This window comes from Mesorhizobium sp. WSM4884, from assembly GCF_029625675.1.
Classification (GTDB): Bacteria; Pseudomonadota; Alphaproteobacteria; order Rhizobiales; family Rhizobiaceae; genus Mesorhizobium.
Window position 1 is genome coordinate 42,620 of record NZ_JARTVO010000020.1, and the last position, 24,974, is coordinate 67,593.

The 24,974-nt window shown below is 64.5% G+C and carries 20 protein-coding genes; 13 read left to right on the forward strand and 7 right to left on the reverse strand.

Annotated elements, in window-relative coordinates:
- The first annotated feature begins 375 nt into the window (after positions 1 to 375).
- Both P9236_RS24940 and P9236_RS24945 read left to right on the forward strand, forming a co-directional pair.
- The gene (locus P9236_RS24940) at positions 376 to 2,370 is read left to right on the forward strand and encodes a long-chain-fatty-acid--CoA ligase (RefSeq protein WP_278077290.1); all 1,995 of its coding nucleotides are present in this window, start codon (positions 376 to 378) and stop codon (positions 2,368 to 2,370) included.
- 76 nt (positions 2,371 to 2,446) lie between these two features.
- On the forward strand, positions 2,447 to 3,085 hold the full coding sequence (locus P9236_RS24945; RefSeq protein ID WP_278077347.1) for a 50S ribosomal protein L11 methyltransferase: 639 nt from the start codon (positions 2,447 to 2,449) through the stop codon (positions 3,083 to 3,085).
- Positions 3,086 to 3,157: 72 nt separating this feature from the next.
- Here the strand turns inward: P9236_RS24945 and P9236_RS24950 are convergent, their stop codons facing one another.
- Together P9236_RS24950 and pgi are read right to left on the reverse strand one after the other, a co-directional pair.
- Entirely contained in the window at positions 3,158 to 3,883 is a 726-nt protein-coding gene (locus P9236_RS24950) for an HAD family hydrolase (RefSeq protein WP_278077292.1), read from the reverse strand.
- Between the two features lie 6 nt (positions 3,884 to 3,889).
- On the reverse strand, positions 3,890 to 5,497 hold the full coding sequence (pgi, locus tag P9236_RS24955; protein WP_278077349.1) for a glucose-6-phosphate isomerase: 1,608 nt from the start codon (positions 5,495 to 5,497) through the stop codon (positions 3,890 to 3,892).
- A gap of 503 nt (positions 5,498 to 6,000) precedes the next feature.
- Between pgi and P9236_RS24960 the strand changes: the two genes are divergently transcribed.
- Both P9236_RS24960 and P9236_RS24965 read left to right on the forward strand, forming a co-directional pair.
- Positions 6,001 to 7,494 (forward strand): PLP-dependent aminotransferase family protein, encoded by a 1,494-nt coding sequence (locus P9236_RS24960; protein ID WP_278077293.1) that lies wholly within the window; start codon positions 6,001 to 6,003, stop codon positions 7,492 to 7,494.
- A gap of 221 nt (positions 7,495 to 7,715) precedes the next feature.
- Complete coding sequence (locus P9236_RS24965; protein ID WP_278077295.1) at positions 7,716 to 9,305, forward strand: trimethylamine methyltransferase family protein; 1,590 nt, start codon at positions 7,716 to 7,718, stop codon at positions 9,303 to 9,305.
- Between the two features lie 15 nt (positions 9,306 to 9,320).
- Here P9236_RS24965 and P9236_RS24970 read toward each other — a convergent pair whose 3' ends face one another.
- Both P9236_RS24970 and P9236_RS24975 read right to left on the reverse strand, forming a co-directional pair.
- Positions 9,321 to 9,719 carry a hypothetical protein gene (locus P9236_RS24970; protein WP_278077297.1) on the reverse strand — a complete coding sequence of 133 codons (399 nt, stop codon included), beginning with the start codon at positions 9,717 to 9,719 and terminating at the stop codon, positions 9,321 to 9,323.
- A gap of 224 nt (positions 9,720 to 9,943) precedes the next feature.
- Positions 9,944 to 11,749 (reverse strand): IlvD/Edd family dehydratase, encoded by a 1,806-nt coding sequence (locus P9236_RS24975; RefSeq protein ID WP_278077299.1) that lies wholly within the window; start codon positions 11,747 to 11,749, stop codon positions 9,944 to 9,946.
- A 149-nt stretch (positions 11,750 to 11,898) separates the two neighbouring features.
- Here P9236_RS24975 and P9236_RS24980 point away from each other — a divergent pair, with 149 nt between their 5' ends.
- Positions 11,899 to 12,348, forward strand: coding sequence for a carbon monoxide dehydrogenase subunit G (locus P9236_RS24980; RefSeq protein WP_278077301.1), 450 nt, complete (start codon positions 11,899 to 11,901; stop codon positions 12,346 to 12,348).
- A 30-nt stretch (positions 12,349 to 12,378) separates the two neighbouring features.
- Here the strand turns inward: P9236_RS24980 and P9236_RS24985 are convergent, their stop codons facing one another.
- Positions 12,379 to 13,554, reverse strand: a complete 1,176-nt coding sequence (locus tag P9236_RS24985; protein WP_278077302.1) for an Mrp/NBP35 family ATP-binding protein — start codon at positions 13,552 to 13,554, stop codon at positions 12,379 to 12,381.
- Positions 13,555 to 13,827: 273 nt separating this feature from the next.
- Between P9236_RS24985 and P9236_RS24990 the strand changes: the two genes are divergently transcribed.
- On the forward strand, positions 13,828 to 14,205 hold the full coding sequence (locus P9236_RS24990) for a VOC family protein (RefSeq protein ID WP_278077303.1): 378 nt from the start codon (positions 13,828 to 13,830) through the stop codon (positions 14,203 to 14,205).
- A gap of 28 nt (positions 14,206 to 14,233) precedes the next feature.
- On the opposite strand, the gene P9236_RS24995 is transcribed toward P9236_RS24990, so the two are convergent.
- Both P9236_RS24995 and P9236_RS25000 read right to left on the reverse strand, forming a co-directional pair.
- The gene (locus P9236_RS24995) at positions 14,234 to 15,238 is read right to left on the reverse strand and encodes an inorganic phosphate transporter (protein WP_278077305.1); all 1,005 of its coding nucleotides are present in this window, start codon (positions 15,236 to 15,238) and stop codon (positions 14,234 to 14,236) included.
- A gap of 3 nt (positions 15,239 to 15,241) precedes the next feature.
- A complete protein-coding gene (locus tag P9236_RS25000; RefSeq protein WP_278077307.1) occupies positions 15,242 to 15,883 on the reverse strand; it encodes a DUF47 domain-containing protein in 642 nt (213 codons plus the stop codon).
- 155 nt (positions 15,884 to 16,038) lie between these two features.
- Here P9236_RS25000 and P9236_RS25005 point away from each other — a divergent pair, with 155 nt between their 5' ends.
- From P9236_RS25005 to P9236_RS25035, 7 genes are all read left to right on the forward strand, one after another.
- Positions 16,039 to 16,938: a LysR family transcriptional regulator gene (locus P9236_RS25005; protein WP_278077309.1), complete on the forward strand. Its 900-nt coding sequence runs from the start codon at positions 16,039 to 16,041 to the stop codon at positions 16,936 to 16,938.
- A 194-nt stretch (positions 16,939 to 17,132) separates the two neighbouring features.
- Positions 17,133 to 17,612 (forward strand): formate dehydrogenase subunit gamma, encoded by a 480-nt coding sequence (locus P9236_RS25010; protein ID WP_040974766.1) that lies wholly within the window; start codon positions 17,133 to 17,135, stop codon positions 17,610 to 17,612.
- Positions 17,609 to 19,165: an NADH-quinone oxidoreductase subunit NuoF gene (locus P9236_RS25015; RefSeq protein WP_278077310.1), complete on the forward strand. Its 1,557-nt coding sequence runs from the start codon at positions 17,609 to 17,611 to the stop codon at positions 19,163 to 19,165. Before P9236_RS25010 ends, P9236_RS25015 begins: the two co-directional genes overlap by 4 nt.
- A 10-nt stretch (positions 19,166 to 19,175) precedes the next feature.
- Positions 19,176 to 22,088 (forward strand): formate dehydrogenase subunit alpha, encoded by a 2,913-nt coding sequence (fdhF, locus tag P9236_RS25020; protein ID WP_278077311.1) that lies wholly within the window; start codon positions 19,176 to 19,178, stop codon positions 22,086 to 22,088.
- A 2-nt stretch (positions 22,089 to 22,090) separates the two neighbouring features.
- Positions 22,091 to 22,921, forward strand: a complete 831-nt coding sequence (gene fdhD, locus P9236_RS25025; protein ID WP_278077313.1) for a formate dehydrogenase accessory sulfurtransferase FdhD — start codon at positions 22,091 to 22,093, stop codon at positions 22,919 to 22,921.
- Positions 22,911 to 23,225, forward strand: a complete 315-nt coding sequence (locus P9236_RS25030; protein WP_278077314.1) for a formate dehydrogenase subunit delta — start codon at positions 22,911 to 22,913, stop codon at positions 23,223 to 23,225. Before fdhD ends, P9236_RS25030 begins: the two co-directional genes overlap by 11 nt.
- A gap of 165 nt (positions 23,226 to 23,390) precedes the next feature.
- A complete protein-coding gene (locus P9236_RS25035; RefSeq protein WP_278077315.1) occupies positions 23,391 to 24,905 on the forward strand; it encodes an alpha/beta fold hydrolase in 1,515 nt (504 codons plus the stop codon).
- The last annotated feature ends 69 nt before the right edge of the window (positions 24,906 to 24,974 follow it).

Genomic DNA, 24,974 nt, shown 5'->3' on the forward strand with positions numbered 1-24,974 from the left:
GTAAGCAGGAAAAGAATCCGTATTCTCCTCAAATAGCGGAAAAAATGAGCAGAATTTTTCGCTCACGACATTGTTAACGACCGCATTTTTTTATTGATCGACCGTTTCCCGAAATCAGAACGAGGAGCCCCTGCTTGCAATCCCGGTCCTCGTCCGCATGCGCTTCGAGGAGCGATCGGGCGAAGAGATTTCGACGGCAAATCTTTCCGCCGCTGCCGCTGGGGCAAGACTTGCACGGCCGCTGATAGAGGCAATACATAGGCGCTATGCCGGATTTCTTGGGAATCCGCGATCGGCGGCAGCGGAGAACGCTTCCGATATCGGAGGCGGACGCGCCGCGAGGCAGCAAGACAAGGCACACCAGGGAGGGATTTGGTGGCAAAAGCAGTAAAGACGACGCCCCCGTCGAAGGCAAAGGCCGCGACCACCAATGCCGGCGCGCCCAAGGCTTCACCTGCAAAGACTTCGTCGGCCAAGGCCTCACCGGCCAAGACTTCTTCACCCGCAAAGACGGCTTCCAAGCCCAAGGCCGCCGCGAAGCCAGTTGCCGCTCAAGCAAAGACGAGCCCCAAGTCCATCACCAAGGCTAAGACCGCAAAAACCAACAAGCTCGCCGCCGCAAAGGCAGCGAGCACCGCAAAGCCGGCATCCGCTCCGGTCAAGCATCTGCCGAAGGCGATCACGGAACTCACCGCCGGGCTGCCGGAAAAGCCGTGGCTCAAGAACTATCCGAAGAACATGCCGGCCGAGATCGGCCCGCTACCATACAATTCGATCGGCGACTTCCTTGTCGGCGCCTGCAAGGAGTTTGCCGGCCGGCCGGCCTTCGTCTGTATGGGCAAGTCGATCTCCTACGCCGAGCTCGAGCGGCTTTCGGCAGCCTTCGCCGCCTATCTGCAGTCGAAAGGGCTGGAGAAGGGCGCGCGCGTGGCGCTGATGATGCCGAATGTGCTGCAATATCCGGTGGCGATGATGGCGGTGCTTCGCGCCGGCTTCACGGTGGTGAACGTCAACCCGCTCTACACGCCGCGCGAGCTGGAACACCAGCTCAAGGATTCCGGCGCGCAGGCCATCGTCATCCTGGAAAACTTCGCCAACACGCTGCAGGCGGTGATCGCCCGGACGGCGGTCAAGCATGCGGTGGTCGCGGCGATGGGCGACATGCTGGGCGGCCTGAAGGGAGCGATCGTCAACCTCGTCGTGCGGCGGGTGAAGAAGATGGTTCCCATCTGGTCGCTGCCCGGCCACGTCAAATTCAACGCCGCGCTGAAGGCCGGCGGGCACCTCGCCTTCAAGCCCGCGGCGGTGTCGGGTGACGATATCGCCTTCCTGCAATATACCGGCGGCACGACCGGCGTCTCGAAGGGTGCGACGCTGCTGCACCGGAACGTCTTGTCCAACGTGGCGCAGAATTCGCTGTGGGTGGAGGACGCCTACACGGTCAAGCCGAAGCCGGCGCATCTCAACTTCATCTGCGCGCTGCCGCTCTACCACATCTTCGCGCTGACGGTGAACGCACTGATGGGCATGCAGCAAGGCGCCCAGAACGTGCTCATTCCGAACCCGCGCGATATTCCGGGCTTCGTCAAGGAACTGCAGAAATATCCGGCCCACATCTTCCCCGGCCTCAACACGCTGTTCAACGCGCTGCTCAACAATGAGGATTTCCGCAGGCTCGACTTCAGGCCGCTGATCCTGACGCTTGGCGGCGGCATGGCGGTGCAGAAGGGCGTGGCCGAGCGCTGGAAGGCGCTGACCGGCTGTCCGGTGAGCGAGGGCTACGGGCTTTCCGAGACCTCGCCGGTGGCCACCGCCAACAAGTTCAGCTCAAGCGACTTCACCGGCACGATCGGTCTGCCGCTGCCTTCGACCGAGATCGCCATCCGCGACGACGACGGCAACAACGTGCCGCTCGGTGAAGTCGGCGAGATCTGCATCCGCGGGCCGCAGGTGATGGCCGGTTACTGGAACCGTCCGGACGAGACCGCCAAGGTGATGACCAAGGACGGCTTCTTCAAGTCGGGCGACATGGGCTTCATGGACGAGCGCGGCTACACCAAGATCGTCGACCGCAAGAAGGACATGATCCTGGTCTCCGGCTTCAACGTCTATCCGAACGAGCTGGAAGAGGTCGTGGCGCACCACCCGGGCGTGCTGGAAGTGGCGGCGATCGGTGTGCCGGACGAGCATTCCGGCGAGGTGCCGAAGCTGTTCGTGGTCAAGAAGGACCCGGCGCTCACCCTCGAGGCGCTTACTGCCTATTGCCGCGAGAACCTGACCGGCTACAAGCGGCCGAGATACATCGAATTCCGCAGCGAGCTGCCGAAGACGCCGGTCGGCAAGATCTTGCGGCGCGCATTGCGGGAATAACTTGGCCGACAGTGCCGCCGGTGTGACACCAGAGCGCCGCGCGGGCCTCGATCCGGCGGAATTCATCAAGGCGAACATGCGGCTTTTGCCGGTGCCGTCGTTGCCTGAAATTCGCCTCTACACAGCCCATCCCGGCGGCGGGCTGAGACGGCTGCTGGAGCCGGACGGCGGCAGGCGCGAACACGCCGCCGCGCCGCAGCCGCCCTACTGGGCCTATGCCTGGGCGGGCGGCGCGGTGCTGGCGCGCTACATCCTCGACCGGCCTTCGAGCGTTGCGGGCCGCCGCGTGCTCGACTTCGGCGCCGGTTCCGGCCTTGTCGGCATCGCCGCGGCAAAGGCCGGAGCAAGCGAGGTGGTCGCGGCGGAAATCGACCGCAACGGCATTGTCGCGCTGGGTCTCAATGCCGCGGCCAACGGCGTCGCCATGACCATAATCGGCGAGGACATCACCGACGGTCCGCCGCCCGGCGTCGATCTGGTGCTGGCCGGCGATGTTTTTTACGGACGGGCGGTCGCGCGGCGGGTCATCCCATTCCTCGACCGGTGCCTTGCCGCCGGCATCGACGTGCTGGTCGGCGACCCGGGCCGCGCCTGGCTGCCCAGGCCGCGGCTTCGCCTGCTTGGCGAATATCTGGTGCCTGATGTCGGCGGAAACGGGGGCGGCGAGCCGAATCCGAGCGGAGTGTTTGCGTTTGTGCCGGAGGGCGCCGGTTAGGGCAACTCATCTCTGGCGGAATCGCTGACCTGCTCTAGCGGAAAACCGTCGCACACTTTTCCTGGAATTGCTTCAGCCTGCCGCCACGCTCACCCGCGCGGCCAGAAAATCCGGCAGGTCGGCAACCGAATCCAGGATGACGTCGGCCATCGGCGACAGCGAGTCGCGCGTGCCGGTGCCGGAAAGAACGCCCACCGCCAGCCCGCAGCCGCCGGCACGCGCCATTTCGAGGTCGTGGCGGTTGTCGCCGACCATGGCGATCTCGCTGGGCTTCAGCCCGGTCAGGTCGCAGAACGCGACGACGGTGTCGGGCGCCGGCTTGGGGTTGGCCACGGCATCGTAGCCGAAGGCAGCGTCGAAGAGCTGCGCGACGCCGAGCGTGGCGAGCGTCTTTTCGGCGCCACTGGTGGAATCGTTGGTGGCAACGCCCATGCGGAAGGATTTCTTGTGCAGCGTCCTCAGCGAATCGATGATGCCGGGAAGGGCGACCGCCATCGATGATCCCTGCACGGAGGTGATCTCGTTGAAGCGGGAGACGGCCAGCAGTTGGTCCTCGTCCGACAGGCGTGGAAACCAGAGCTCGACGACATCCATGTTCGAGCCGGAAGCAAAGATCGAATCGGGCTTGAAGCGCTTGCTGACGAAATCGAAGCCGGCGGCGGCGAGCAGCCTGTCGGCCTTCCAGCGGTCGCCCTCGGCGGCGTCCATGGCCATGAAATCGGCGATGCCGAGCCAGGTTGCGTTGAAGTCGACAAGCGTGCCGTCCTTGTCGAACAGAATTCCCTTGATATCCGCCAAATCCTTTTACTCCGCGCGGCGCAATTGGTGGATATGAGCCACCAGTCCGGCAGTCGAGGCGTCGCGTTTTGCGGCAGTCTCCTTGCCTTCCACGACAGGCAGCAGGCCCGTCGCCAGTTCCTTGCCCAATTCGACACCCCATTGGTCGAATGAATTGATGTTGAACAACGTGCCCTCGACGAAGACGCGATGCTCGTATAGCGCGATCAGCCGGCCGAGCGTGCGTGGATCGAGCTTGCGATAAAGAATGGTGAGCGAGGGGCGGTTGCCCGAAAACACGCGGTGCGGCGCGATGCGGTCGACATCGGCGGGCTTCATGCCTTTGGCCAGCATCTGCGCGCGCGCCTCTTCCAGCGTGCGGCCCTTCATGAAGGCCTCCGACTGAGCCAGGCAGTTGGCGAGCAGCAGGTCGTGATGGGTCTTCAGCTCCGGCTCGTGGCCGACGGCCGCAGCGAGGAACTCGACCGGGATGAAATCGGTGCCCTGGTGCAAAAGCTGGAAGAAGGCATGCTGGCCGTTGGTGCCGGGCTCGCCCCAAACCAGGGGACCGGTCGGCGTCGCGACGGCGCCGCCATCCAGCGTCACACCCTTGCCGTTCGATTCCATATCGAGCTGCTGCAGGTAGGCCGGCAGGCGCGACAGGCGCTGATCGTAGGGAATGACGGCGCGCGCCGGATATTTGCAGACGACGCGGTGCCACCAGCCGATCAGCCCGAGCAGAGCCGGCAGATTCTTCCGCAGGGGTGCTGAGCGGAAATGCTCGTCCATCTCATGCGCGCCGTCGAGGAAGGCGCGGAAGTTGCGCGGACCGATGGCGATCATCACCGGCAGGCCGATGGCGCTCCAGACCGAGTAGCGGCCGCCGACCCAGTCCCAGAAGCCGAAGACGCGGTCCTTTTCGATGCCGAATTTCGCCACCAGGTCGAGCGCGGTCGAGACGGCGGCGAAATGCTTGCCGATCGCCTCCTTGCCCAGCGCCTTCTCCACCCATTTGCGCGCCGTCTCGGCGTTGGTCATCGTCTCGACCGTGGTGAAGGTCTTGGAGGCGACGATGAACAGCGTCGTTTCGGGAGACAAACCCTTCAGCGTGTCGTGGATGTGGGCGCCGTCGACATTGGAGACGTAATGCGCGCGCGGGCCGTCGTGGTAGGGGGCGAGCGCCAGCGTGACCATCGCCGGCCCAAGGTCCGAGCCGCCGATGCCGATGTTGACGATGTCGGTGATCTTCTTTCCGGTGGCGCCGGCCGCCTCGCCGGAGCGGATGGCATCGGCGAAGGCGCCCATGGCGTCGAGCACGGCAATCACATCGGCCTTGGTGTCCTGGCCATCGACCACGACGCCCTTGCCGGTCAAATTGCGCAACGCCGTGTGCAGTACGGCGCGGCCCTCGGTGACGTTGATCTTCTTGCCTTCGAACATCGCGGCGCGGCGGCCTTCGAGATCGGCGGCGCCGGCTAGCTTCTCCAGCATGGCCATCGTGTCGGCGTCGACCGCGCATTTCGACCAGTCGAGCAGAAGGTCGCCATCGGTGGCGGAGAATTTTTCGAAGCGCTTGGGATCGGCGGCGAAGGCTTCGCGCATGGTGCCCTTGGCCGCAACGCGCTGGTCACGCAACGCGGCAAGTTGCTTGTCGAAGGCTGACTGGTCCACTGGCGGGCTCCTGACGGGTTTTTACAATGATTTTAACAGGCTGGATGTTTCCGGCGCGTGTCGTCGCGACATTCTATTGAGCCGATTTCCTTTTTTTCGTTCAAGCGCGGCGGCGATGACCAAAGGTCACGCCTCGATGACCTAAGGTCACGCCTCGATGACCTAAGGGTCACGCCCCGATGACGCAAAGCGTCACGTCTCGATGACGCGAGGCGTCACGCTTCGATGACCTAAGGCATCACGCCTCGATGAGGCAAGGCGCCACGCCTTTATGCCGCACCGCATCACGCTTTTATGATGCGCCGCAGCACCTTTTTGCGGCCAATGGACGGACCACTTCTGGCCAATGGATCACTGGCATAAATCCCAGCGATCAGAAAAATTGATTGGCGCAACCCCTTGTGCCACCCCTACACTCGACTGGTCCAGCCAAGTGAAAACAGCTGGCCATCCGAGGAAGATCTCCCATGCCACAGCGCAATGACACGGCCATATGGTCCGGCCTGTTCCGGATTTCGGCCGAATCCGGACAAACCCTCCAGGCGCAGATCCGCCAGGCGATCGTAGCAGCCATCCTCGACCGACAAATCGCCGCCTCGATGCCGCTGCCGTCCTGCCGGATTCTGGCGGAAAAACTTGGGGTTGCCCGCGGCACGGTGGTGCTTGCCTTCCAGCAGCTGGTCGACCAGGGCTTTTTGGTGGCGCGCGAGCGGCGCGGCCATTTCGTCAACCCCGACGTGCTGGCCACCCCCGCCAAGCCACACCAGAAGGCACCCGACCAGCAGAACGAGATCGACTGGAAGGCGCGCCGGCAGATCGCCGCCAGCGACATGCCGCCGCCGGCCAAGCATGACAACTGGATCAAGTCCTCCTATCCGTTCGTCTACGGCCAGTTCGATCCGGCGCTGTTCCCGACCGCCGAATGGCGCGAATGCAACCGCATGGCGCTCGCGGTGCTCGAGATCCGCAACTGGGCATCCGACATGGTGGACCGCGACGATCCGCTGCTGATCGAGCAGATCCAGGCCCGGCTTTTGCCGCGCCGCGGCATCTTCGCCAATCCGGACGAGATCATCGTGACGCTGGGCGCGCAGAACGCACTCTATATGCTCGCCTCGCTGCTGATGACGAAGGGCTCGAAGGTGGCGATGGAAGACCCGGGCTATCCGGACGCTCGCTCGATCTTCCGGCTCGCCGGCGCCGACATCCAGCCGGTACCGGTCGACCAGTCGGGCATCGTGACCTCGGCGATCCCCAGCGATTCAGGCTTCGTCTTCGTCACTCCCAGCCATCATTGCCCGACCATGGTGCCGCTGTCGGCGGAGCGGCGGCAGGACCTGTTGGCGCGGGCCAACCGCAACAACCAGATCATCATCGAGGACGGCTACGACAGCCAGCTCCTCGACGAGGCGCCGCAGCAGGCGCTGAAGAGCCTCGACCGCTCAGGTCGCGTCATCTATGTCGGCTCGATGTCGAAGACGCTGGCGCCAGGCCTGCGGCTTGGCTACATCGTCGCCTCGGCCGGGCTGATCGCCGAGCTTCGCGCGCTTCGCCGCTTCATGCTCAGGCACCCGCCGGCGAACAACCAGCGCGCGGTGGCGCTGTTCCTTTCGCTCGGTCACCACGAGGCGCTGGTGCGCCGGCTGTCCGCCGCTTTCGACGAGCGGCGCAAGCGCCTGGTCCATGCGATTTCTGCTTTCTTGCCAGAGTGGCGTTCGACCGACTCGGCGGGCGGAACATCGCTCTGGCTGGAGGGGCCGCGCGGCACCGATTCACGTGGTCTCGCGGAGGCCGCCGCATCGCGCAGCGTCATCATCGAGCCCGGCGACCGCTTCTTCGAACGCAGCGAAAAGCCCTCGCGTTTCATGCGCTTGGGCATCTCCTCGATCTCGCTGCAGCACATCGAGCCGGGCATCCGGGAGCTCGCCACCGCGGCCGGACGCAGGCCTGCTGCCGCCTGATCGCTACGAACTACCGAAAAGAGAGCCGGCGCTTCGCCGGCTCTCTTTATTTTGGCGCGTTTCATCGCTTTAGCATTCTGGCATATTCGACGGAGTTGGTTGGCCCATAGGCTGTGCCAATGCCGGCGGCATAGTCGCAGCCTATAGGGGACGAGGCAGGCCGATGGTGGACCAACCGCCACACACCCTGCCCCTGAAAAACCAAAGGTGGAGTGCTTTCCATGTCAGTGGCTCTTGAGAAGCAGGAAGCGTCGTCGGACCAGCGTTCGCGGCGGTCCGGCGGGCGCGAAGCGCGCCGCGCGATGCGGGCAGCGCCGCTCGCAGACGATATCCGTCCGGTGCGGCCCGGCCTCGAAGGCGGCAGCTACGGCCCATTGAGCCAGAACGACTGCGAGCGCATCCACGAGGCGGTGCTGACGCTTCTGGAGACGGTCGGCTTCGCCAACGCCATTCCCTCCTGCATCGAAGCGCTGACCAGGGTCGGCGCAATCTATGGCGATGACGGGCGCGTCCGCCTGCCGCGGGCGCTGGTGCTCGACACGATCAGACAAGCGGCGCGCCACTTCACGCTTCACGGCCAGGATCCCAGACACGACATGGTGATCCAGGGTAAGCGCGTGCACTACGGCACGGCCGGTGCGGCGGTGCATCTCGTCGACGTCGAGAAGCGCGAATACCGCGAATCGCAGCTGCAGGACATCTACGACGCCGCCCGCCTCGTCGACGGGCTCGACAACATCCATTTCTTCCAGCGCACGATGGTGCCGCGCGACATCCCCGATCCGCTCGAGATGGATTTCAACACGCTCTATGCCTGCGTGATGGGGACATCGAAACATGTCGGCACATCGTTCACGGTGCGCGAGAACGTCAAGCCGGCTCTGGAAATGCTCTATGCGATCGCCGGCGGCGAGGAGAATTTCAGGGCGCGGCCTTTCGTGTCCAACTCGAACTGCTTCGTCGTGCCGCCAATGAAATTCGCCGAGGACGCCTGCGGCGTGCTCGAAGCCTGCGTCGAGGGCGGCATCCCGATCCTGCTGCTCTCGGCCGGCCAGGCCGGCGCCACGGCTCCCGCCGCCATCGCTGGTGCTGTCGTGCAGGCAGTGGCGGAAGTGCTGATGGGCCTGGTCTATGTCAACGCGATAAAACCCGGCCATCCGGCGATCTTCGGCACCTGGCCGTTCGTCTCCGACCTCAGGACCGGGGCTATGTCCGGCGGCTCGGCCGAGCAGTCGGTGCTGACCGCAGCCTGCGCGCAGATGGCGCAATATTACGACCTGCCCGGCGGCTCGGCTGCCGGCATGACGGACTCGAAGCTGCCCGACATCCAGGCCGGTTACGAAAAGGGCATCACCAATGTGATGGCGGGGCTGTCAGGTCTCAACCTCGTCTATGAATCGGCCGGCATGCATGCCTCGCTGCTCGGCTTCTGCCTCGAAAGCCTGATCATCGACAACGACATGCTTGGCCACTGCCTGCGCTGCGTGCGCGGCATCGAGGTAACCGACAACGCGCTGTCGATCGACACCATTACCGATGTCTGCCTGAAGGGACCTGGCCACTATCTCGGCAACGAGCAGACGCTGAAGCTGATGCAGACGGAATATTTCTATCCCGCGGTCGGCGACCGGTTCTCGCCCAAGGAATGGAACGAGAAGGGCCGGCCCGACATCCTGCAACGGGCGATCGCCGAGAAGAAGCGCGTGCTTGCCGAGCGTTTTCCGCGGCATGTGTCGCGGCTCGTCGACGACAAGCTGCGCGCCCGCTTCGGCGAGATGATCAAACTGCCGCGCAACAAGATGGGCGGATAAGCTCTATCCCGCAGATCACTCGGCAGTCAGTCCGTAGCGCTCGACGACTTCGGCACTGATAAGCTTCGCGTGCAGCGTCATCAGCACGATCTGCGCATCGAAACTGTCGCCGGCTTCGAGCGCGGCCTCGATGCGGTGCTCGGCCTCCAACGTGCGTTCCCTGCCATTGGCGCGCTCAAAGGTTTCAGGCCCGGCGATGCAATAGCCGCAGAGTTGCGCCACCGATTGATAGGCCTGCGGCGGCGGCTCTTCCGGCCAGCGGTCGTTCATCAGATTGACGATGGTGAGTTTCACGCCCTCTGGCACCAAGGCGGGATGCAGGTCCGCCTGGCGCAGAGCATCATCGAGCTGGCGCAGGTCGCCCGAGCGACCGAACATGCCGAGGAAGCCGAGGGAAGAGCGCCGTTTCGCCATGATGGTCTTGTCCAGCCGAGATGACGCCTATCTGGATTGGCAAAGCGGCTGAAACAAGGGCGTAAGAAAAGGGGCGGCCCGCGCTTCGCAAGCCGCCCGTCGATTCCCTAAAGCGCGTCGCGATCTTTCAGATTCGCTCCCTGCGCTTTAGGTTTTTGATTCTACGCATGTCTTTGTCCCAAACCGGTTCCCACTTTCGGGAGACATGCTTTAAGCAGGAAACCTCAGTGATTGTCGCGCGGCACGCCACTGGTATGCGCTACGTCCTGGTACTTCACCGCCGGCTTTAGCACCATTCCGGCCGAGAACTGGTCGACCATGCCGCGCTGGATCTCCTGCCAGGGCGTCTGGTGCTTGGGATAGTGATAGCCGCCATTGCCCTGCAGCTCGGCCCGCCGCCTGGCGATCTCCTCGTCGCTGACCAGGATGTTGGCAGTGCCCTTCCTGAGATCGATGCGGACGCGATCGCCGGTCTTTAGCAGCGCGAGGCCGCCGCCGACGGCGGCTTCCGGCGAGGCATTGAGGATCGACGGCGAGCCGGACGTGCCGGACTGACGGCCATCGCCGATGCAGGCCAGCGAATGGATGCCTTTTTTGATGAGGTAGGCCGGCGGCTGCATGTTGACCACCTCTGCGCCGCCCGGATAGCCGACCGGACCGGCGCCGCGCATGAACAGGATCGTGTGCTCGTCGATCCCTTGCGCCGGATCGTCGATGCGAGCGTGGTAATCTTCCGGACCGTCGAAGACCATGGCGTTGCCTTCGAAGGCCTCCGGATCGTTCGGGTTGGAGAGATAGCGCTCGCGGAATTCGGGCGAGATGCCGCTGGTCTTCATGATCGCGGAATCGAACAGATTGCCCTTGAGGTTGATGAAGCCGGCATTGGCCTTGAGCGGCCTGGCGGCGCTGCTGATCACCTCGGGGTTCTCGTTGACGGCATCCCTGCAATTGTCGCCCATGGTCTTGCCGTTGGCGGTGATCGCATCGGGATGCGGCAGCAGGCCGCCCTTCATCAGCTCGGCCACCACCGCCGGCACACCGCCGGCACGGTGGTAGTCCTCGCCGAGATACTCGCCCGTCGGCTGCAGGTTGACGAGGAGCGGGATATTGAGGCCAACGTTCTGCCAGTCGTCGTTGTCGAGCGGCACGCCGAGATGGCGGGCAATGGCGTTGAGGTGGATCGGCGCGTTGGTGGAACCGCCGATGGCCGAGTTGACGACGATGGCGTTCTCGAACGCCTTGCGGGTCATGATGTCGGAAGGCTTCAGGTCCTCATGCACCATCTCGACGATGCGCCTGCCCGTCTCGTAGCCCATCTGGCCGCGCTCGCGATAGGGCGCGGGGATGGCGGCCGAGCCGGGTAGCTGCATGCCGAGCGCCTCGGCCAGCGAGTTCATCGTGGTGGCGGTGCCCATGGTGTTGCAATAGCCGGTCGACGGCGCCGATGAGGCGACGATGTCCATGAATTCGTCATAGTCGATCTCGCCGGCCGACAGCCGCTGGCGCGATTCCCAGACGATGGTGCCGGAACCGGTGCGCTTGCCCTTGTGCCAGCCGTTGAGCATCGGACCGACCGAAAACGCGATCGCCGGAATATTGACGGTGGCCGCCGCCATCAAGAGTGCGGGCGTGGTCTTGTCGCAGCCTATGGTGAGCACCACGCCGTCGATCGGATAGCCGTAGAGCACCTCGACGAGGCCGAGATAGGCAAGGTTGCGGTCGAGCGCCGCGGTCGGGCGCTTGCCTGTCTCCTGGATCGGATGGCACGGGAACTCGAAGGGGATGCCGCCCATCGACACGATGCCTTCGCGCACACGCTTGGCGAGTTCGAGATGGTGCCGATTGCAGGGCGAGAGATCGGAGCCCGTCTGCGCGATGCCGATCAGCGGCTTGCCCGACATCAGCTCGGCGCGTGTCAGTCCGTAATTGAGGTAGCGCTCGAGATAGAGCGCCGTCATGCCCGGATTGTCGGGATTATCGAACCACTCCTGCGAGCGAAATTTCTTCTTCTTGGTGGGGGCGCCTGCCATGGTGGTCTCCGTATTTGTATGACAAATCGATATGACAACGCGCTCACGCAAGCAAGAGGCACGAGCGCCGCAGACCCGCACTTTGGTGCGATAGACAGATTAAGGGCCACGCGCTACGACCAATCGGCATCAGCAATCCGGAGGTCTTGATGGCTTTGGTGATCGAAGGCGAGGAACGGATCGCCGCACCCGTTGAGAAAGTCTGGAACGCCCTCAACGACCCGGACATCCTCAGGGAGGCCATTCCCGGCTGCAAGAGCCTGGAAAAGAAATCGGACACCGAGATGGCCGCGACCGTGGTGTTGAAGATCGGGCCGATCAAGGCGACCTTCAACGGCGAGGTGACGTTGAAGAACCTCAAGCCGCCACATTCCTATACCATCCAGGGCGAAGGCAAGGGCGGCATCGCCGGCTTTGCGAAGGGCGGCGCCGACGTGACGCTGACCGCCGACGGCGCGGACACGACGGTGCTCAAATATGCCGCCAAGGCTGATGTCGGCGGCAAGATCGCCCAGCTCGGCAGCCGGCTGATCCAATCGACATCAAAGAAGCTGGCCGGACAGTTCTTCTCGACATTCGGTGAGAAAGTGGCGGGCTGACCCTCCCCCCCTTGAGGGAGGACAGCCGCGTTACTCGAAGACTATCGACGGCACGGCAGCTTCCGACGCACCGCGCTCTTCCTGGACCCTGTCCCAGACCTTTTTGGCGATGTCGCGATAGATCTTCGCCTCGGCGCCGTCCGGCTTGGCCACCACCACCGGCGAGCCGGCGTCCGAGCTTTCACGGATACCCATTTCGAGCGGCACTTCGCCCAGGAAGGTGACACCCAGTCGCTCGGCCTCGCGGCGCGCGCCGCCATGACCGAAGATGTCGTAGCGCTTGCCGGTGTCGGGCGCGAGGAAATAGCTCATGTTCTCGACGATGCCGAGCAGCGGCACGTCGACCTTCTTGAACATGTTGAGGCCCTTGCGCGCATCGATCAGGGCGAGGTCCTGCGGCGTCGAGACGATGACGGCGCCGGCGAGAGGTACCTGCTGGGCCATGGTGAGCTGGGCATCACCGGTGCCGGGCGGCATGTCCACAACCAGCACGTCGAGCGGTCCCCACTCGACCTCGCGCAACATCTGGGTGAGCGCCGACATCACCATCGGGCCGCGCCAGATCATCGGCGTCTCCTCGTCGACGAGGAAGCCCATCGACATCACCTTGAGGCCGTAATTCTGCATCGGCCTCAGGACCTTGCCATCGACGGTCTGGGGCCGGCCATGGATGTTGAGCAGCCTCGGCATCGACGGCCCGTATATATCGGCATCGAGCACGCCGACGTTCAGTCCGTTGGCGGCAAGGCCGAGCGCCAGGTTGACGGCTGTGGTCGACTTGCCGACGCCGCCCTTGCCAGAGGCCACCGCGATGATCGCATCGATGCCGGGCACGCCGCGCTTGCCGTGACTGTGCGAAGCGGGCGCTGGACGCTGCGGCGCTACCTGGGGAGTTGGGCGCGGCGGCGCCGCCTGCGGAGCCGGGCGCGGCCGAACCGGCGCTTCCATGCCGCCGCCCTTCTTTTCCGCCGTCAGCGCGACGACGGCGCTGGCGACGCCGGGGATGGCTTTCACCACGCGCTCGGCGGCGGCGCGCAGCGGCTCCATCTCCTGCGCGCGGGCGGCGGGAACGGTGATCGAGAAGAACACCTTGGAATCGGCGATGAAAATCTCCGAGACCAGGCCGAGGTCGACGATATTGCCGGTGAAATCCGGTCCGTTGACCGTCTTCAGGCGCTCGATAACGGTTTCCTTGCTGACGGACATGACCTTTTTCCCAGGCGTTTGCCGGTTCAGATAATGCAGTTCCCGCAGAGAACCAAGCTCCGGAACGACATGTGCGGCGACATGCCTTCAAAAACTTGCGCTCGCGTGTCGGGTTTTGCGGACGTCCTTCGTCTTCCAGAAAGATGCATCCCTGTTGCGCAGGGTCGCGCGGTCGCCGGAAAACAGTGCAACCCTATCTTCCAGGTTACTCTATCGTCCTGGTTTCGGGCGCGGCAGCCAACTGGGAGCGGCCAACGGAGAAAGGAGACCGTCATGCTCGAGCACAGCAATGCCACAGCCAATCTCGCGGTGAAGGACCTGGAGAAGGCAAAGGCCTTCTATGCGGGAACTCTCGGCCTGAAGCAGGTCGACGACATGGACGGCGAGTTGATCGTCTACAAAAGCGGCGACACGGTCATCAATGTCTATCATTCGCAATTCGCCGGCACCAACAAGGCGACGGCGGTAACCTGGGCGGTCGACGACCAGATCGAACCGATCGTCAAGTCGCTGCGCTCGAAGGGCGTCAGCTTCGAGCACTACGAAATGCCCGGTCTGTCGCTCGAGGGCGACATCCACATCGGCCATGGCATGAAAGTCGCCTGGTTCAAGGATCCCGACGGAAACATCTTGAATCTCGTGGGAAAGTAGCTTCGCCCGCAGGCGCAAGCTGGCCGCTTCATCCGGCCAGTCTCGTGGCGAGATAGGTGAGCGCTGAAATCGCCGCTGTCGCCGGCAGGGTGATGACCCATGCCACGACGATGTTGCCGGCTATGCCCCAGCGCACCGCCGAGACGCGGCGGGCGGCGCCGACGCCGATGATCGCCCCGGTAATGGTGTGCGTGGTGGAGACGGGGACACCGAGCCATGTCGCGGCAAAAAGCGTTATGGCACCGCCCGTCTCGGCGCAAAAACCCTGCATCGGGTTCAGCCGGGTGATTTTCGAGCCCATGGTGTGAACGATGCGCCAGCCGCCGAGCAGCGTGCCCAGCGCCAGCGCCGACTGGCAGGTGATGACGACCCAGAGCGGCACATAAAAGCTCTGGCCGAGCATGCCTTGCGAATAGAGCAGCACGGCGATGATGCCCATGGTCTTCTGTGCGTCATTGCCGCCATGTCCCAGCGAATAGAGCGAGGCGGAAAAGAACTGCAGGACACGGAACGTATTGTCGACGGCGAACGGCGTCTGGCGCACGAACAGCCAGGAGACGATGAGGACGAGAACGAGCGCCAGGACGAATCCGGTAGCCGGCGAAAGCACGATCGCCGCAACCGTCTTGCCGAGCCCGGACCAGACGATGGCGCCGGTTCCGGCCTTGGCGACACCGGCGCCGACCAGCCCGCCGATCAGCGCATGCGAGCTGCTCGACGGAATGCCCACGATCCAGGTGACGATGTTCCACACGATGGCGCCTACGAGCGCGGCGAAGATCACCGCCGGAGTCACGATGCTGGCGTCGACGATGCCTTTTCCAACCGTCTCGGCGACATGCAGGCCAAAGAACAGGAAGGCGATGAAATTGAAGAAAGCCGCCCAGAACACCGCATAGTGCGGCCTGAGCACGCGGGTGGAAACGATGGTCGCGATCGAATTGGCGGCATCGTGCAGGCCGTTGAGGAAATCGAAGAAAAGCGCCACGGCGACGAGGCCGACCAGCAGGGGAAGGGCGATAGTGACGTCCATAGCCTAAACGTTCTCGATGACGATGCCGCTGATCTCGTTGGCGACATCCTCGAAACGGTCGACCACCTTTTCCAGCTGACCGTAGATCTCCGAACCGATCAGATAGGCCATCGGGTCGCTGCGGCCGTGTCGCTTGAACAGGTCCTTCAGGCCCTGCTCGTGCAGGTCGTCGGCGCGGCCTTCGACGCGCATGACCTCTTCGGCTATGGCATTCAGGCGCGCGGCGTTCGCGCCCACCTTGCCGAGCAGCGGGATGGCCTCCGCGACCAATCGGGCAGCCTGGACGATGACGCCGCCCATTTCCCGCATCAGGGGATCGAACTCCCTCATCTCGAACAATTTCACCGTCTTGACGGTCTTGTGCATCATGTCGATGGCGTCATCCATCGACTGGATCAGATCCTTGATGTCGCCGCGATCGAAGGGCGTGATGAAGGAGCGCCTGACGGCAAGCAGGACCTCCGCGGTGATGCCGTCCGCCTCGTCCTCGAGATCGATGATCTTCTGACACCAGCGGTCGATGTCCTTGCCCTGGAGAAGCTGCTCGAGCGCCTCGGCGCCGCCGACCACCGTGCGCGAATGCCGTTCGAACAGGTCGAAGAAGCGATCCTCGCGGGGCAACAGCTTGCGAAACCAATTCAGCATCTCGTCCTCCCTGCTTCCGTCCGTCCCAAATAACGCCATGCGCGACACGGGAAAACAGATAGCCGGCTCAAAAATGTGGATGAGATCCGATTGGCCATGCGTCTTGCGCAGCAGGGCGATTTCCTCGACCTTGGGCAAACCGCGGATCGGATGACATGATCGACAAGCTGGAATTCTTCATCGCGCTCGCCAGGGAAGAGCATTTCGGCCGCGCGGCCGAGGTGTGCGGCGTCACCCAGCCGACGCTGTCGGCCGGCATCAAGCAACTCGAAGAACAGCTCGGCGTCATGCTGGTGCTGCGCGGCTCGCGCTTCCAGGGCCTGACGCCGGAAGGCAAGCAGGTACTGGTGTGGGCCCGACGCATCGTCGGCGATTCAAGGACCATGCGCGAGGAGATGCGGGCGGCGCGCCACGGCCTGTCCGGCCGCATCCGCATCGCCGCCGTGCCGACCGCGCTCGCCATGGTGGCACGACTGACGACGCCGTTCCGCGAAAAGCATCCCGGCGTCACCTTCTCGGTGCTGTCGCGCACCTCGATCGAGGTGCTGACGCTGCTCGGCAATCTCGATATCGATGCCGGCATCACCTATCTCGACAACGAGCCGCTGGGGCGGGTGACCAGCGTGCCGCTCTATGACGAGCGCTACCAGCTGATCACGGCGGTCGGGAACCCCTATTCCGACCGCGACAAAGTGACGTGGGCCGAGATCAGCCAGCTGCCGCTCTGCCTGCTGACGCCGGACATGCAGAACCGCCGCATCATCGACCAGCATCTGGCGGAAGCCGGCGTGCAAGTGCGGCCGACGCTGGAATCCAACTCGATGATCGTGCTGTTCTCGCATATCCGGACCGGCAAATGGTCGTCGATCATGCCGCTCAACCTGGCGGAAACATTCGGTTTTTCCGAACCGATCCGGGCCATTCCGATCGTCGATCCGGATGCCAGCCACACGGTCGGGCTGGTGGCGGCGCCGCGCGAGCCGCATACGCCGCTGGTGCAGGCGCTGCTGGACGAGGCGATGGCGCTGGCAGACGATTTCCGCGCCCATCGCTAGGTTAGACAAGGCGAACCGGTGGACTTGATAGAAAATTTCTATCAAGCAACGGGAGAGCTTTATTGATCTCGGGGGTTTCCTCTGATTTCGTAAGGACTTAGCGAATTTGCGCCCTATGCATGTCGTTGCCCCAAAACCGCTCTATATTTTGGGGTGACATACATTGGGTCGCCAACGACCAGGGAGGGCGCTGCATGCCGATGCAGCCTGCAAGTACCGAGATCGCGTCGCGCACGGCGGCGATCGTCAACGAGTTGAAGGGCCTCGAAGGTCCCTTGCTGCCGATCCTCCATGAGCTCCAGGAAGAATTCGGCCACGTGCCGCAGGCCGCTTTGCCGGTCATTGCCGACGGGCTGAACCTTTCCAGGGCTGAAGTGCACGGCGTCGTCACGTTTTATCACGATTTCCGCGCCCAGCCCGCCGGCCGCCATGTGCTGAAGCTCTGCCAGGCGGAAGCCTGCCAATCGATGGGTTCGGAGGCGGTCGCGGCCAAGGTCAAGCAACTGCTCGGCATCGATTTCCACGAGACCGCGCGTGACGGATCGGTTACACTGGAACCGGTCTACTGCCTCGGGCTCTGCGCCTGCTCGCCGTCGGCGATGCTGGACGGCGAAGTGATCGGCCGGCTCGACGACGAAAAGATCGAAGAGATCGTCGCGGAGGTGCGTTCATGATCCCGCGCATCTACATCCCCGCCGATTCCGGTGCCCTGGCGCTCGGCGCCGAAAAGGTCGCCAAGGCGATCGAGAAGGAGCTCAAGGAGCGCGGCGTCGAGGCCAAGATCGTGCGCAACGGCTCGCGCGGCGCCTATTTCCTGGAGCCGATGGTGGAAGTGGCCACCGCCGAAGGCCGCATCGCCTACGGACCGGTGAAGCCCTCGGACGTCAAGAGCTTGTTCGACTGCGGCTTCCTCAACGGCGGCTATCATAAGCGCTGGCTCGGCGCGCCGGACAAGATTCCCTTCCTCGCCAAGCAGACGCGACTGACCTTCGCCCGCTGCGGCGTCATCGATCCGTTGTCGCTCGACAGCTACAAGTCGCATGGCGGCCTGAACGGCCTGCAGAAAGCCGTCGCCATGGCGCCGGCCGAAATCGTCAGCCAAGTCACGGAATCCGGCCTGCGCGGCCGCGGCGGCGCCGGCTTCCCGACCGGCATCAAGTGGAAGACGGTCCTCGATACGGCGGGCGACCGCAAATACATCGTCTGCAACGCCGACGAGGGCGACAGCGCCACCTTCGCCGACCGCATGATCATGGAGGGCGATCCCTTCGTGCTGATCGAAGGCATGGCGATCGCCGGCATCGCCACCGGCGCGACCAAGGGCTTCGTCTATATCCGCTCGGAATATCCGCATGCGGTGGCAACGATGAACAAGGCCGTCGCGATCGCCCGCAAGGCCGGCGTGCTCGGCGCCAACGTGCTGGGCTCGCCTCATGCCTTCGACATGGAGATCCGCGTTGGCGCAGGCGCCTATGTCTGCGGCGAGGAAACCTCGTTGCTCAACAGCCTCGAGGGCAAGCGCGGCGTGGTGCGTGCCAAGCCGCCGCTGCCGGCAATCCAGGGCTTGTTCGGCAAGCCGACGGTGATCAACAACGTGATCAGCCTAGCCTCGGTGCCGATCATCATGGACAAGGGCGCCGCCTATTACAAGGATTTCGGCATGGGCCGCTCGCGCGGCACGATCCCGATCCAGATCGCCGGCAACGTCAAGCATGGCGGGCTGTTCGAGACGGCCTTCGGCCTGACGCTCGGCGAGATCGTCGACGAGATCGGCGGCGGCACGGCTTCGGGCCGTCCGGTGAAGGCCGTGCAGGTCGGCGGCCCGCTCGGCGCCTATTTCCCACGCGCGCTTTTCGACACGCCGTTCGACTACGAAGAATTCGCCAAGCGCGATGGACTGATCGGCCATGCCGGCATCACCGTGTTCGACGACAGCGCCGACATGATGAAGCAGGCGCGCTTCGCCATGGAATTCTGCGCCATCGAGAGCTGCGGCAAGTGCACGCCCTGCCGCATCGGCTCGACGCGTGGCATGGAGGTTCTCGACAAGATCGCCGCCGGCATCGAGGCGGAGAAAAACCTCGCTCTGGTCAGCGACCTCTGCAACACGATGAAGTTCGGATCGCTCTGTGCGCTGGGCGGCTTCACGCCCTACCCGGTGATGAGCTCGATCACGCATTTCCCCGAGGATTTCAAGCCGGCGCCGGCGCGCGTGGCTGCTGAATAGGAGCTGGCAGATGAACATCAAAGCCGACTTCCCGACACTCATCGAAGAGATCGACTACGGAACGCCGGAGTCGAAAGCGACGAAGCAGGTCACGCTGACGGTCGACGGGCAAAGCATCACCGTGCCGGAAGGCACCTCGATCATGCGCGCGGCGATGGAAGGCGGGGTCGAGATCCCGAAGCTTTGCGCCACCGACATGCTGGATTCCTTCGGCTCCTGCCGCGTCTGCCTTGTCGAGATCGAAGGCCGCGGCGGCACGCCGGCTTCCTGCACCACGCCGGTCGGCGAAGGCATGGTGGTGCGCACGCAGTCGGAGCGGCTCGATGCCATCCGCCGCGGCGTCATGGAGCTCTATGTCTCCGACCACCCGACCGGCTGGAACGAGAAGGCCGGAACCGGCGCCAGCGAGTTCGACGCGGTGGCGAAGTCGGTCGGCCTGACCGAGAACCGCTACGGCGTCGAGGGCCGCAACCACGTCAAGGAAGAAGGCGGCGTGGCGCCCGGCCATGGCTCTTTAGCCGTCGACTACATCGCCCGCGACGAATCCAACCCCTATTTCACCTATGATCCGGCACAGTGCATCGTCTGCTCGCGCTGCGTACGCGCCTGTGAAGAGGTGCAGGGCACCTTCGCGCTGACCATCGAGGGCCGCGGCTTCGAATCGCGCATGGTCGCAGGCATGCATGAGGATTTCATCGCTTCCGAATGCGTGTCCTGCGGCGCCTGCGTGCAGGCCTGCCCGACCGACGCGCTGCGCGAGAAGACGGTGCTGGAAAAGGGCATGCCGGAGCGCTCGGCCGTCACCACCTGCGCCTATTGCGGCGTCGGCTGCTCGTTCAAGGCAGAAGTGAAGGGTGACGAGGTCATCCGCATGATGCCCTACAAGGACGGCAAGGCAAACCACGGCCATTCCTGCGTGAAAGGCCGCTTCGCCTATGGCTACGCCACCCACAAGGATCGCATCCTCAAGCCGATGCTGCGCGAGAAGATCACCGATCCGTGGCGCGAAGTGACCTGGGAAGAGGCGATCGCCCACACCGCGAAGGAATTCCGCCGCATCCAGTATCAGTATGGACGCGGCGCCATCGGCGGCATCACCTCCTCGCGCTGCACGAACGAGGAGACCTATCTCGTCCAGAAGCTGGTGCGGCAAGGCTTCCGCAACAACAATGTCGACACCTGCGCGCGCGTATGCCACTCGCCGACCGGCTACGGCCTCGGCCAGACGTACGGCACGTCGGCCGGCACGCAGGATTTCGACTCGGTCGAATTCACCGACGTCGCCGTCATCATCGGCGCCAACCCGGCTTCCGCCCATCCCGTATTCGCCTCGCGGCTGAAGAAGCGGCTGCGCCAGGGCGCCAAGCTGATCGTGCTCGATCCGCGCCGCACCGAGATGGTGAAGTCGGCGCATGTCGAGGCGGACTACCACCTGCCGCTGAAGCCCGGCACCAATGTGGCGGTGCTGACAGCGCTGGCGCATGTCATCGTCACCGAGGGCCTCTTCGACGAAGCCTTCATCCGCGAGCGCTGCGACTGGGCCGAGTTCCAGGACTGGGCCTCCTTCGTCGCTCTGCCGGAAAACAGTCCGGAGACTGTCGGCAAGCTGGCCGGCGTCGATCCGGAGGCAATTCGGGGTGCCGCGCGCCTCTACGCCAAGGGAGGCAACGGAGCGATCTATTACGGCCTCGGCGTCACCGAGCACAGCCAGGGCTCGACGACGGTGATGGCGATCGCCAACCTCGCCATGGCCACCGGCAATATCGGCCGTCCTGGCGTCGGCGTGAACCCGCTGCGCGGCCAGAACAACGTGCAGGGCTCCTGCGACATGGGCTCCTTCCCGCACGAGCTGCCGGGCTATCGCCACATCTCCGGCGAAGCCGTGCGCGACATCTATGAGAGCCTGTGGGGCGTGAAGCTGGACGAAGAGCCCGGCCTGCGCATCCCCAACATGCTGGATGCCGCTGTCGACGGCTCGTTCAGGGGCATCTACATCCAGGGTGAGGACATCCTGCAGTCCGATCCCGACACCAAGCATGTCGCCGCCGGTCTCGCCGCGATGGAATGCGTCGTCGTGCACGACCTCTTCCTCAACGAGACGGCGAATTACGCGCACGTCTTCCTGCCGGGCTCGACCTTCCTCGAAAAGGACGGCACTTTCACCAATGCCGAGCGCCGCATCAACATGGTGCGCAAGGTGCTGGAGCCGAAGGCGCGCTACGCCGACTGGGAGGCGACGCAGGTGCTCGCCCGCGCTATCGGCCTCGACTGGAACTACACGCATCCGTCTGAGATCATGGACGAGATCGCCAAGACGACGCCGAGCTTCGCAGGCGTCTCCTTCGAGCTGCTCGACCGCGTCGGCTCGGTGCAGTGGCCCTGCAACGAGAAGGCGCCGCTCGGCACCCCGATCATGCATGTCGACGGCTTTGTGCGCGGCAAGGGCAAGTTCATCCGCACCGAATATGTGGCGACGGACGAACGGACCGGACCGCGCTACCCGCTGCTGCTCACCACCGGGCGGATCCTGTCGCAGTACAATGTCGGTGCGCAGACCCGGCGCACCGAAAACGTCACGTGGCATGCCGAGGACCGGCTGGAGATCCATCCGCACGATGCCGAAAACCGCGGCATCCGCGACGGCGACTGGGTGCGGCTGGCGAGCCGTTCCGGCGAAACCACGCTGCGCGCGCTGATCACCGACCGCGTCTCGCCCGGCGTCGTCTACACGACCTTCCACCATCCGGACACGCAGGCCAACGTGATCACCACCGACTTCTCGGACTGGGCGACCAACTGTCCGGAATACAAGGTCACCGCCGTGCAGGTGGCGCCGTCCAACGGCCCGACCGAGTGGCAGAGGGAGTATAACGAGCAGGCTCGCCAGAGCCGCCGCATCGCCCCGCTGGAAGCGGCGGAGTAGCCTTGGCTGCGCGCCGCAAAGCAACGGCCCAGATCTCGCGGCTGGCGCGTCGCGCCAGCGGCACCGCGGCCGCGAACCGCATGGTGCCGGAGGAGACGCCGGTGGCGTTCTCCTATGCCGGCACCACCCATGCGGTGATGATGGCAAGCCCGGCCGATTTCGAGGACTTCGCGCTCGGCTTCTCGCTGACCGAGGGCATCATTGCCGACCCGGAAGAGATCGAGGTGATCGAGGTGGAGGATCTCGGCGCCGGCATCGACATCCAGATCAAGCTGAAGGACCAGGCCAATACGCGCTTCCAGGCGCGGCGGCGCCGGCTCGCCGGACCGGTCGGCTGCGGCCTGTGTGGCATCGAATCCATCGAGGAAGCGATGCGTTCGGTCGACGCTGTGGGTGCGTCGAAGCTTACGCTTGAGGCCGAGGACGTCATCCGTTCGGTCAAGCTTCTGTCGAAGCTGCAGCCGCTGCATACGGAAACCGGCGCGGTGCACGCCGCGGGCTTCTACGTTCCCGGCAAGGGCATCGTGATGGCACGCGAGGATGTCGGCCGGCACAACGCGCTGGACAAGCTCGCGGGCGCGTTGGCGAAAGCCGGCATCGACGGCGCAAGCGGCGCCGTCGTCGTCACCTCGCGCGTGTCGGTGGAGATGGTGCAAAAGACCGCTGCCATCGGCGCGCCGATCATCATGGCGGTTTCGGCGCCGACCGCACTTGCCATCCGCACAGCCGAGGCTGCCGGCATGACGCTGGTGGCGCTGGTGCGCGGCGACGATTTCGATATTTTCACCCACCCCGACCGGGTGGCTTCCGGAGTTGCCAAGCATGTCGCATGACGAAGACCACATCGCCAGCACCAAGGAAAAGCTGGTGCGCATGGCCAATCAGATTGCCACCTTCTTCCATTCGAAGCCGCGCGAGGAAGGCATTACCGGCGTTGCCGAGCACATCAACAAGTTCTGGGAGCCCAGGATGCGGCGGCAGTTCTTCGAGCTGCTGGACGGCGATCCGGAGGATTTCGATGACTTGGTGATCGCCGCCTCGGCCAAGATCAAGCGCCCGTTGACACCTGAACAGGCCGACAAGAGCCTCGGCTATGCCAGGCCCGCCGATGCCGAGGGCGCAGTTCCGCACAAATAGGGGCCGCCGCGCCCCTCGGCGCCACAGGTCTTATATTTCCGCCCTCTAAAGTTTGGCTGCCGTAAGCGGCGCGCCTCTGCTATGGTCGCGGACAGGAAATCGTCTGGCCGGACGGGGCAGTTTGCGTTGAGGCCTATCGAAACCAGGTACGCCCGTAGCGGGGATGTGCGGATCGCCTACCAAGTGGTCGGCCAAGGCTCGTTCGATCTCGTTTTCGTTCCAGGCTTCATCTCCAATCTGGACCTGCAGTGGGAAGATGAAGGCTATAGCAGGCTGCTGAAGCGGCTGTCGGTTTTCTCACGGCTGATCCTGTTCGACAAACGCGGCACCGGGCTTTCCGACCGCGTCGACACCCGTCACCTGCCGAGCCTCGAGACCCGCATGGACGACGTGCGCGCGGTGATGGACGCCGCCGGCAGCGGCCGCGCGGCGATCCTCGGCGCTTCGGAAGGCGCGCCAATGGCGATGCTGTTCGCCGCCACCTACCCGGAGCGGACTCGGTCGCTTGTGCTCTATGGCGGCTATGCGCATTTTCACAAATGGGTGATGTCGCCCGAACGCCTCGAGGCCTTCATCGAAACGGCGGAGACCTCATGGGGCACCGGCGCGACCCTGCCCAATTTCGCGCCGGGCCGGGTGGATGACACGCATTTTTCCCGGTGGTGGGCACGGTTCGAGCGGCTGTCGGCCAGCCCGACCGCGGCGGCAGCGCTTGCCCGAATGAATGCCGGGATCGACGTGCGCGGCCTCCTGTCCGCGATCAGCGCGCCGACGCTGCTCATCCATCGCCGCAACGACGCGCGCGTCGATCCGGAGGCCAGCCGCTTCCTCGCCAGGAAGATCCATGGCGCCCGGCTGGTCGAGATACCCGGACGCGACCATCCGATCTGGACCGGGGACGTGGACCGGGTGGCCGACCTGATCGAGGAGTGCCTGACCGGCCAGCCAGCGGTGGCAGACACCGAGCGGGTGCTTGCCGCGCTGCTGGCGACGCGGATCTACGACACGGCCAAGCTCGGCGACCGCATGTGGGGCGAGCGCAGCCAGCGCTTCCAGGAAACATGGCGGCTGCTGGTCGGGCGCCATGGCGGGCGTGTCGCCGGCACACATGGCGAGTTGATGATCTCGCGTTTCGACGGGCCGGCGCGCGCCATACGCTGCGCGGCGGCGCTGCGCGACGCGGCGCAGCAGATCGGCGTGGCGAGCGCTCAAGGTGTGCATGTGGGCGAGATCGAGATGCGCGGCCAGCCGGTCGGCCTGACTGCGCGGGTGACAATGCAGCTCGCCACCCATGCCGGGCGTGGCGACATCCTTGCTTCGCGGTTGGTTGCCGAACTTGCAATAGGCTCCGGCCTGCATTTCGTCGATGCCGGCCGCATCAGCCTCGACGAACTGGGCGAGCCGCTGCCGGTGGTTCAGGCAACATCGGAACAGCATCTGGAGCCGGCCTGCCGCCCCAAACCTAAAGCCGCGGAGCCGGCGGCGCTGACTGCGCGGGAAAGCGAGGTGGTGAGCCTGATTGCGGACGGCATGAGCAATGCGGCGATCGCCGCCGAGCTGAAACTCAGCGAGCATACGGTCAAGCGGCACGTCGCCAACATACTGCTCAAGCTCGACCTGCCGTCGCGGGCGGCCGCCGCGGCCTTTTCGGCCAGGCACGCTGGCCCGGACGGGCCATGAGAGCCATGGCGCTTTCGAGCGAAGCGGCGAGGGCCGCTTGAGGGTTACGAATTCTTCCCATGCGGGCCA

What these genes read in the sequence shown, in the direction of transcription:
- P9236_RS24975 (WP_278077299.1), bottom strand. Translation starts at nt 11,749, where the DNA reads ATGGCAGGCGCCCCCACCAAGAAGAAGAAATTTCGCTCGCAGGAGTGG.
- P9236_RS24980 (WP_278077301.1), top strand. Translation starts at nt 11,899, where the DNA reads ATGGCTTTGGTGATCGAAGGCGAGGAACGGATCGCCGCACCCGTTGAG.
- P9236_RS25030 (WP_278077314.1), top strand. Translation starts at nt 22,911, where the DNA reads ATGTCGCATGACGAAGACCACATCGCCAGCACCAAGGAAAAGCTGGTG.
- P9236_RS24995 (WP_278077305.1), bottom strand. Translation starts at nt 15,238, where the DNA reads ATGGACGTCACTATCGCCCTTCCCCTGCTGGTCGGCCTCGTCGCCGTG.
- P9236_RS24970 (WP_278077297.1), bottom strand. Translation starts at nt 9,719, where the DNA reads ATGGCGAAACGGCGCTCTTCCCTCGGCTTCCTCGGCATGTTCGGTCGC.
- P9236_RS25010 (WP_040974766.1), top strand. Translation starts at nt 17,133, where the DNA reads ATGCCGATGCAGCCTGCAAGTACCGAGATCGCGTCGCGCACGGCGGCG.
- P9236_RS25000 (WP_278077307.1), bottom strand. Translation starts at nt 15,883, where the DNA reads ATGCTGAATTGGTTTCGCAAGCTGTTGCCCCGCGAGGATCGCTTCTTC.
- P9236_RS24965 (WP_278077295.1), top strand. Translation starts at nt 7,716, where the DNA reads ATGTCAGTGGCTCTTGAGAAGCAGGAAGCGTCGTCGGACCAGCGTTCG.
- P9236_RS25005 (WP_278077309.1), top strand. Translation starts at nt 16,039, where the DNA reads ATGATCGACAAGCTGGAATTCTTCATCGCGCTCGCCAGGGAAGAGCAT.
- fdhF (WP_278077311.1), top strand. Translation starts at nt 19,176, where the DNA reads ATGAACATCAAAGCCGACTTCCCGACACTCATCGAAGAGATCGACTAC.
- P9236_RS24985 (WP_278077302.1), bottom strand. Translation starts at nt 13,554, where the DNA reads ATGTCCGTCAGCAAGGAAACCGTTATCGAGCGCCTGAAGACGGTCAAC.
- P9236_RS24945 (WP_278077347.1), top strand. Translation starts at nt 2,447, where the DNA reads ATGCGGCTTTTGCCGGTGCCGTCGTTGCCTGAAATTCGCCTCTACACA.
- P9236_RS24960 (WP_278077293.1), top strand. Translation starts at nt 6,001, where the DNA reads ATGCCACAGCGCAATGACACGGCCATATGGTCCGGCCTGTTCCGGATT.
- P9236_RS25015 (WP_278077310.1), top strand. Translation starts at nt 17,609, where the DNA reads ATGATCCCGCGCATCTACATCCCCGCCGATTCCGGTGCCCTGGCGCTC.
- P9236_RS24990 (WP_278077303.1), top strand. Translation starts at nt 13,828, where the DNA reads ATGCTCGAGCACAGCAATGCCACAGCCAATCTCGCGGTGAAGGACCTG.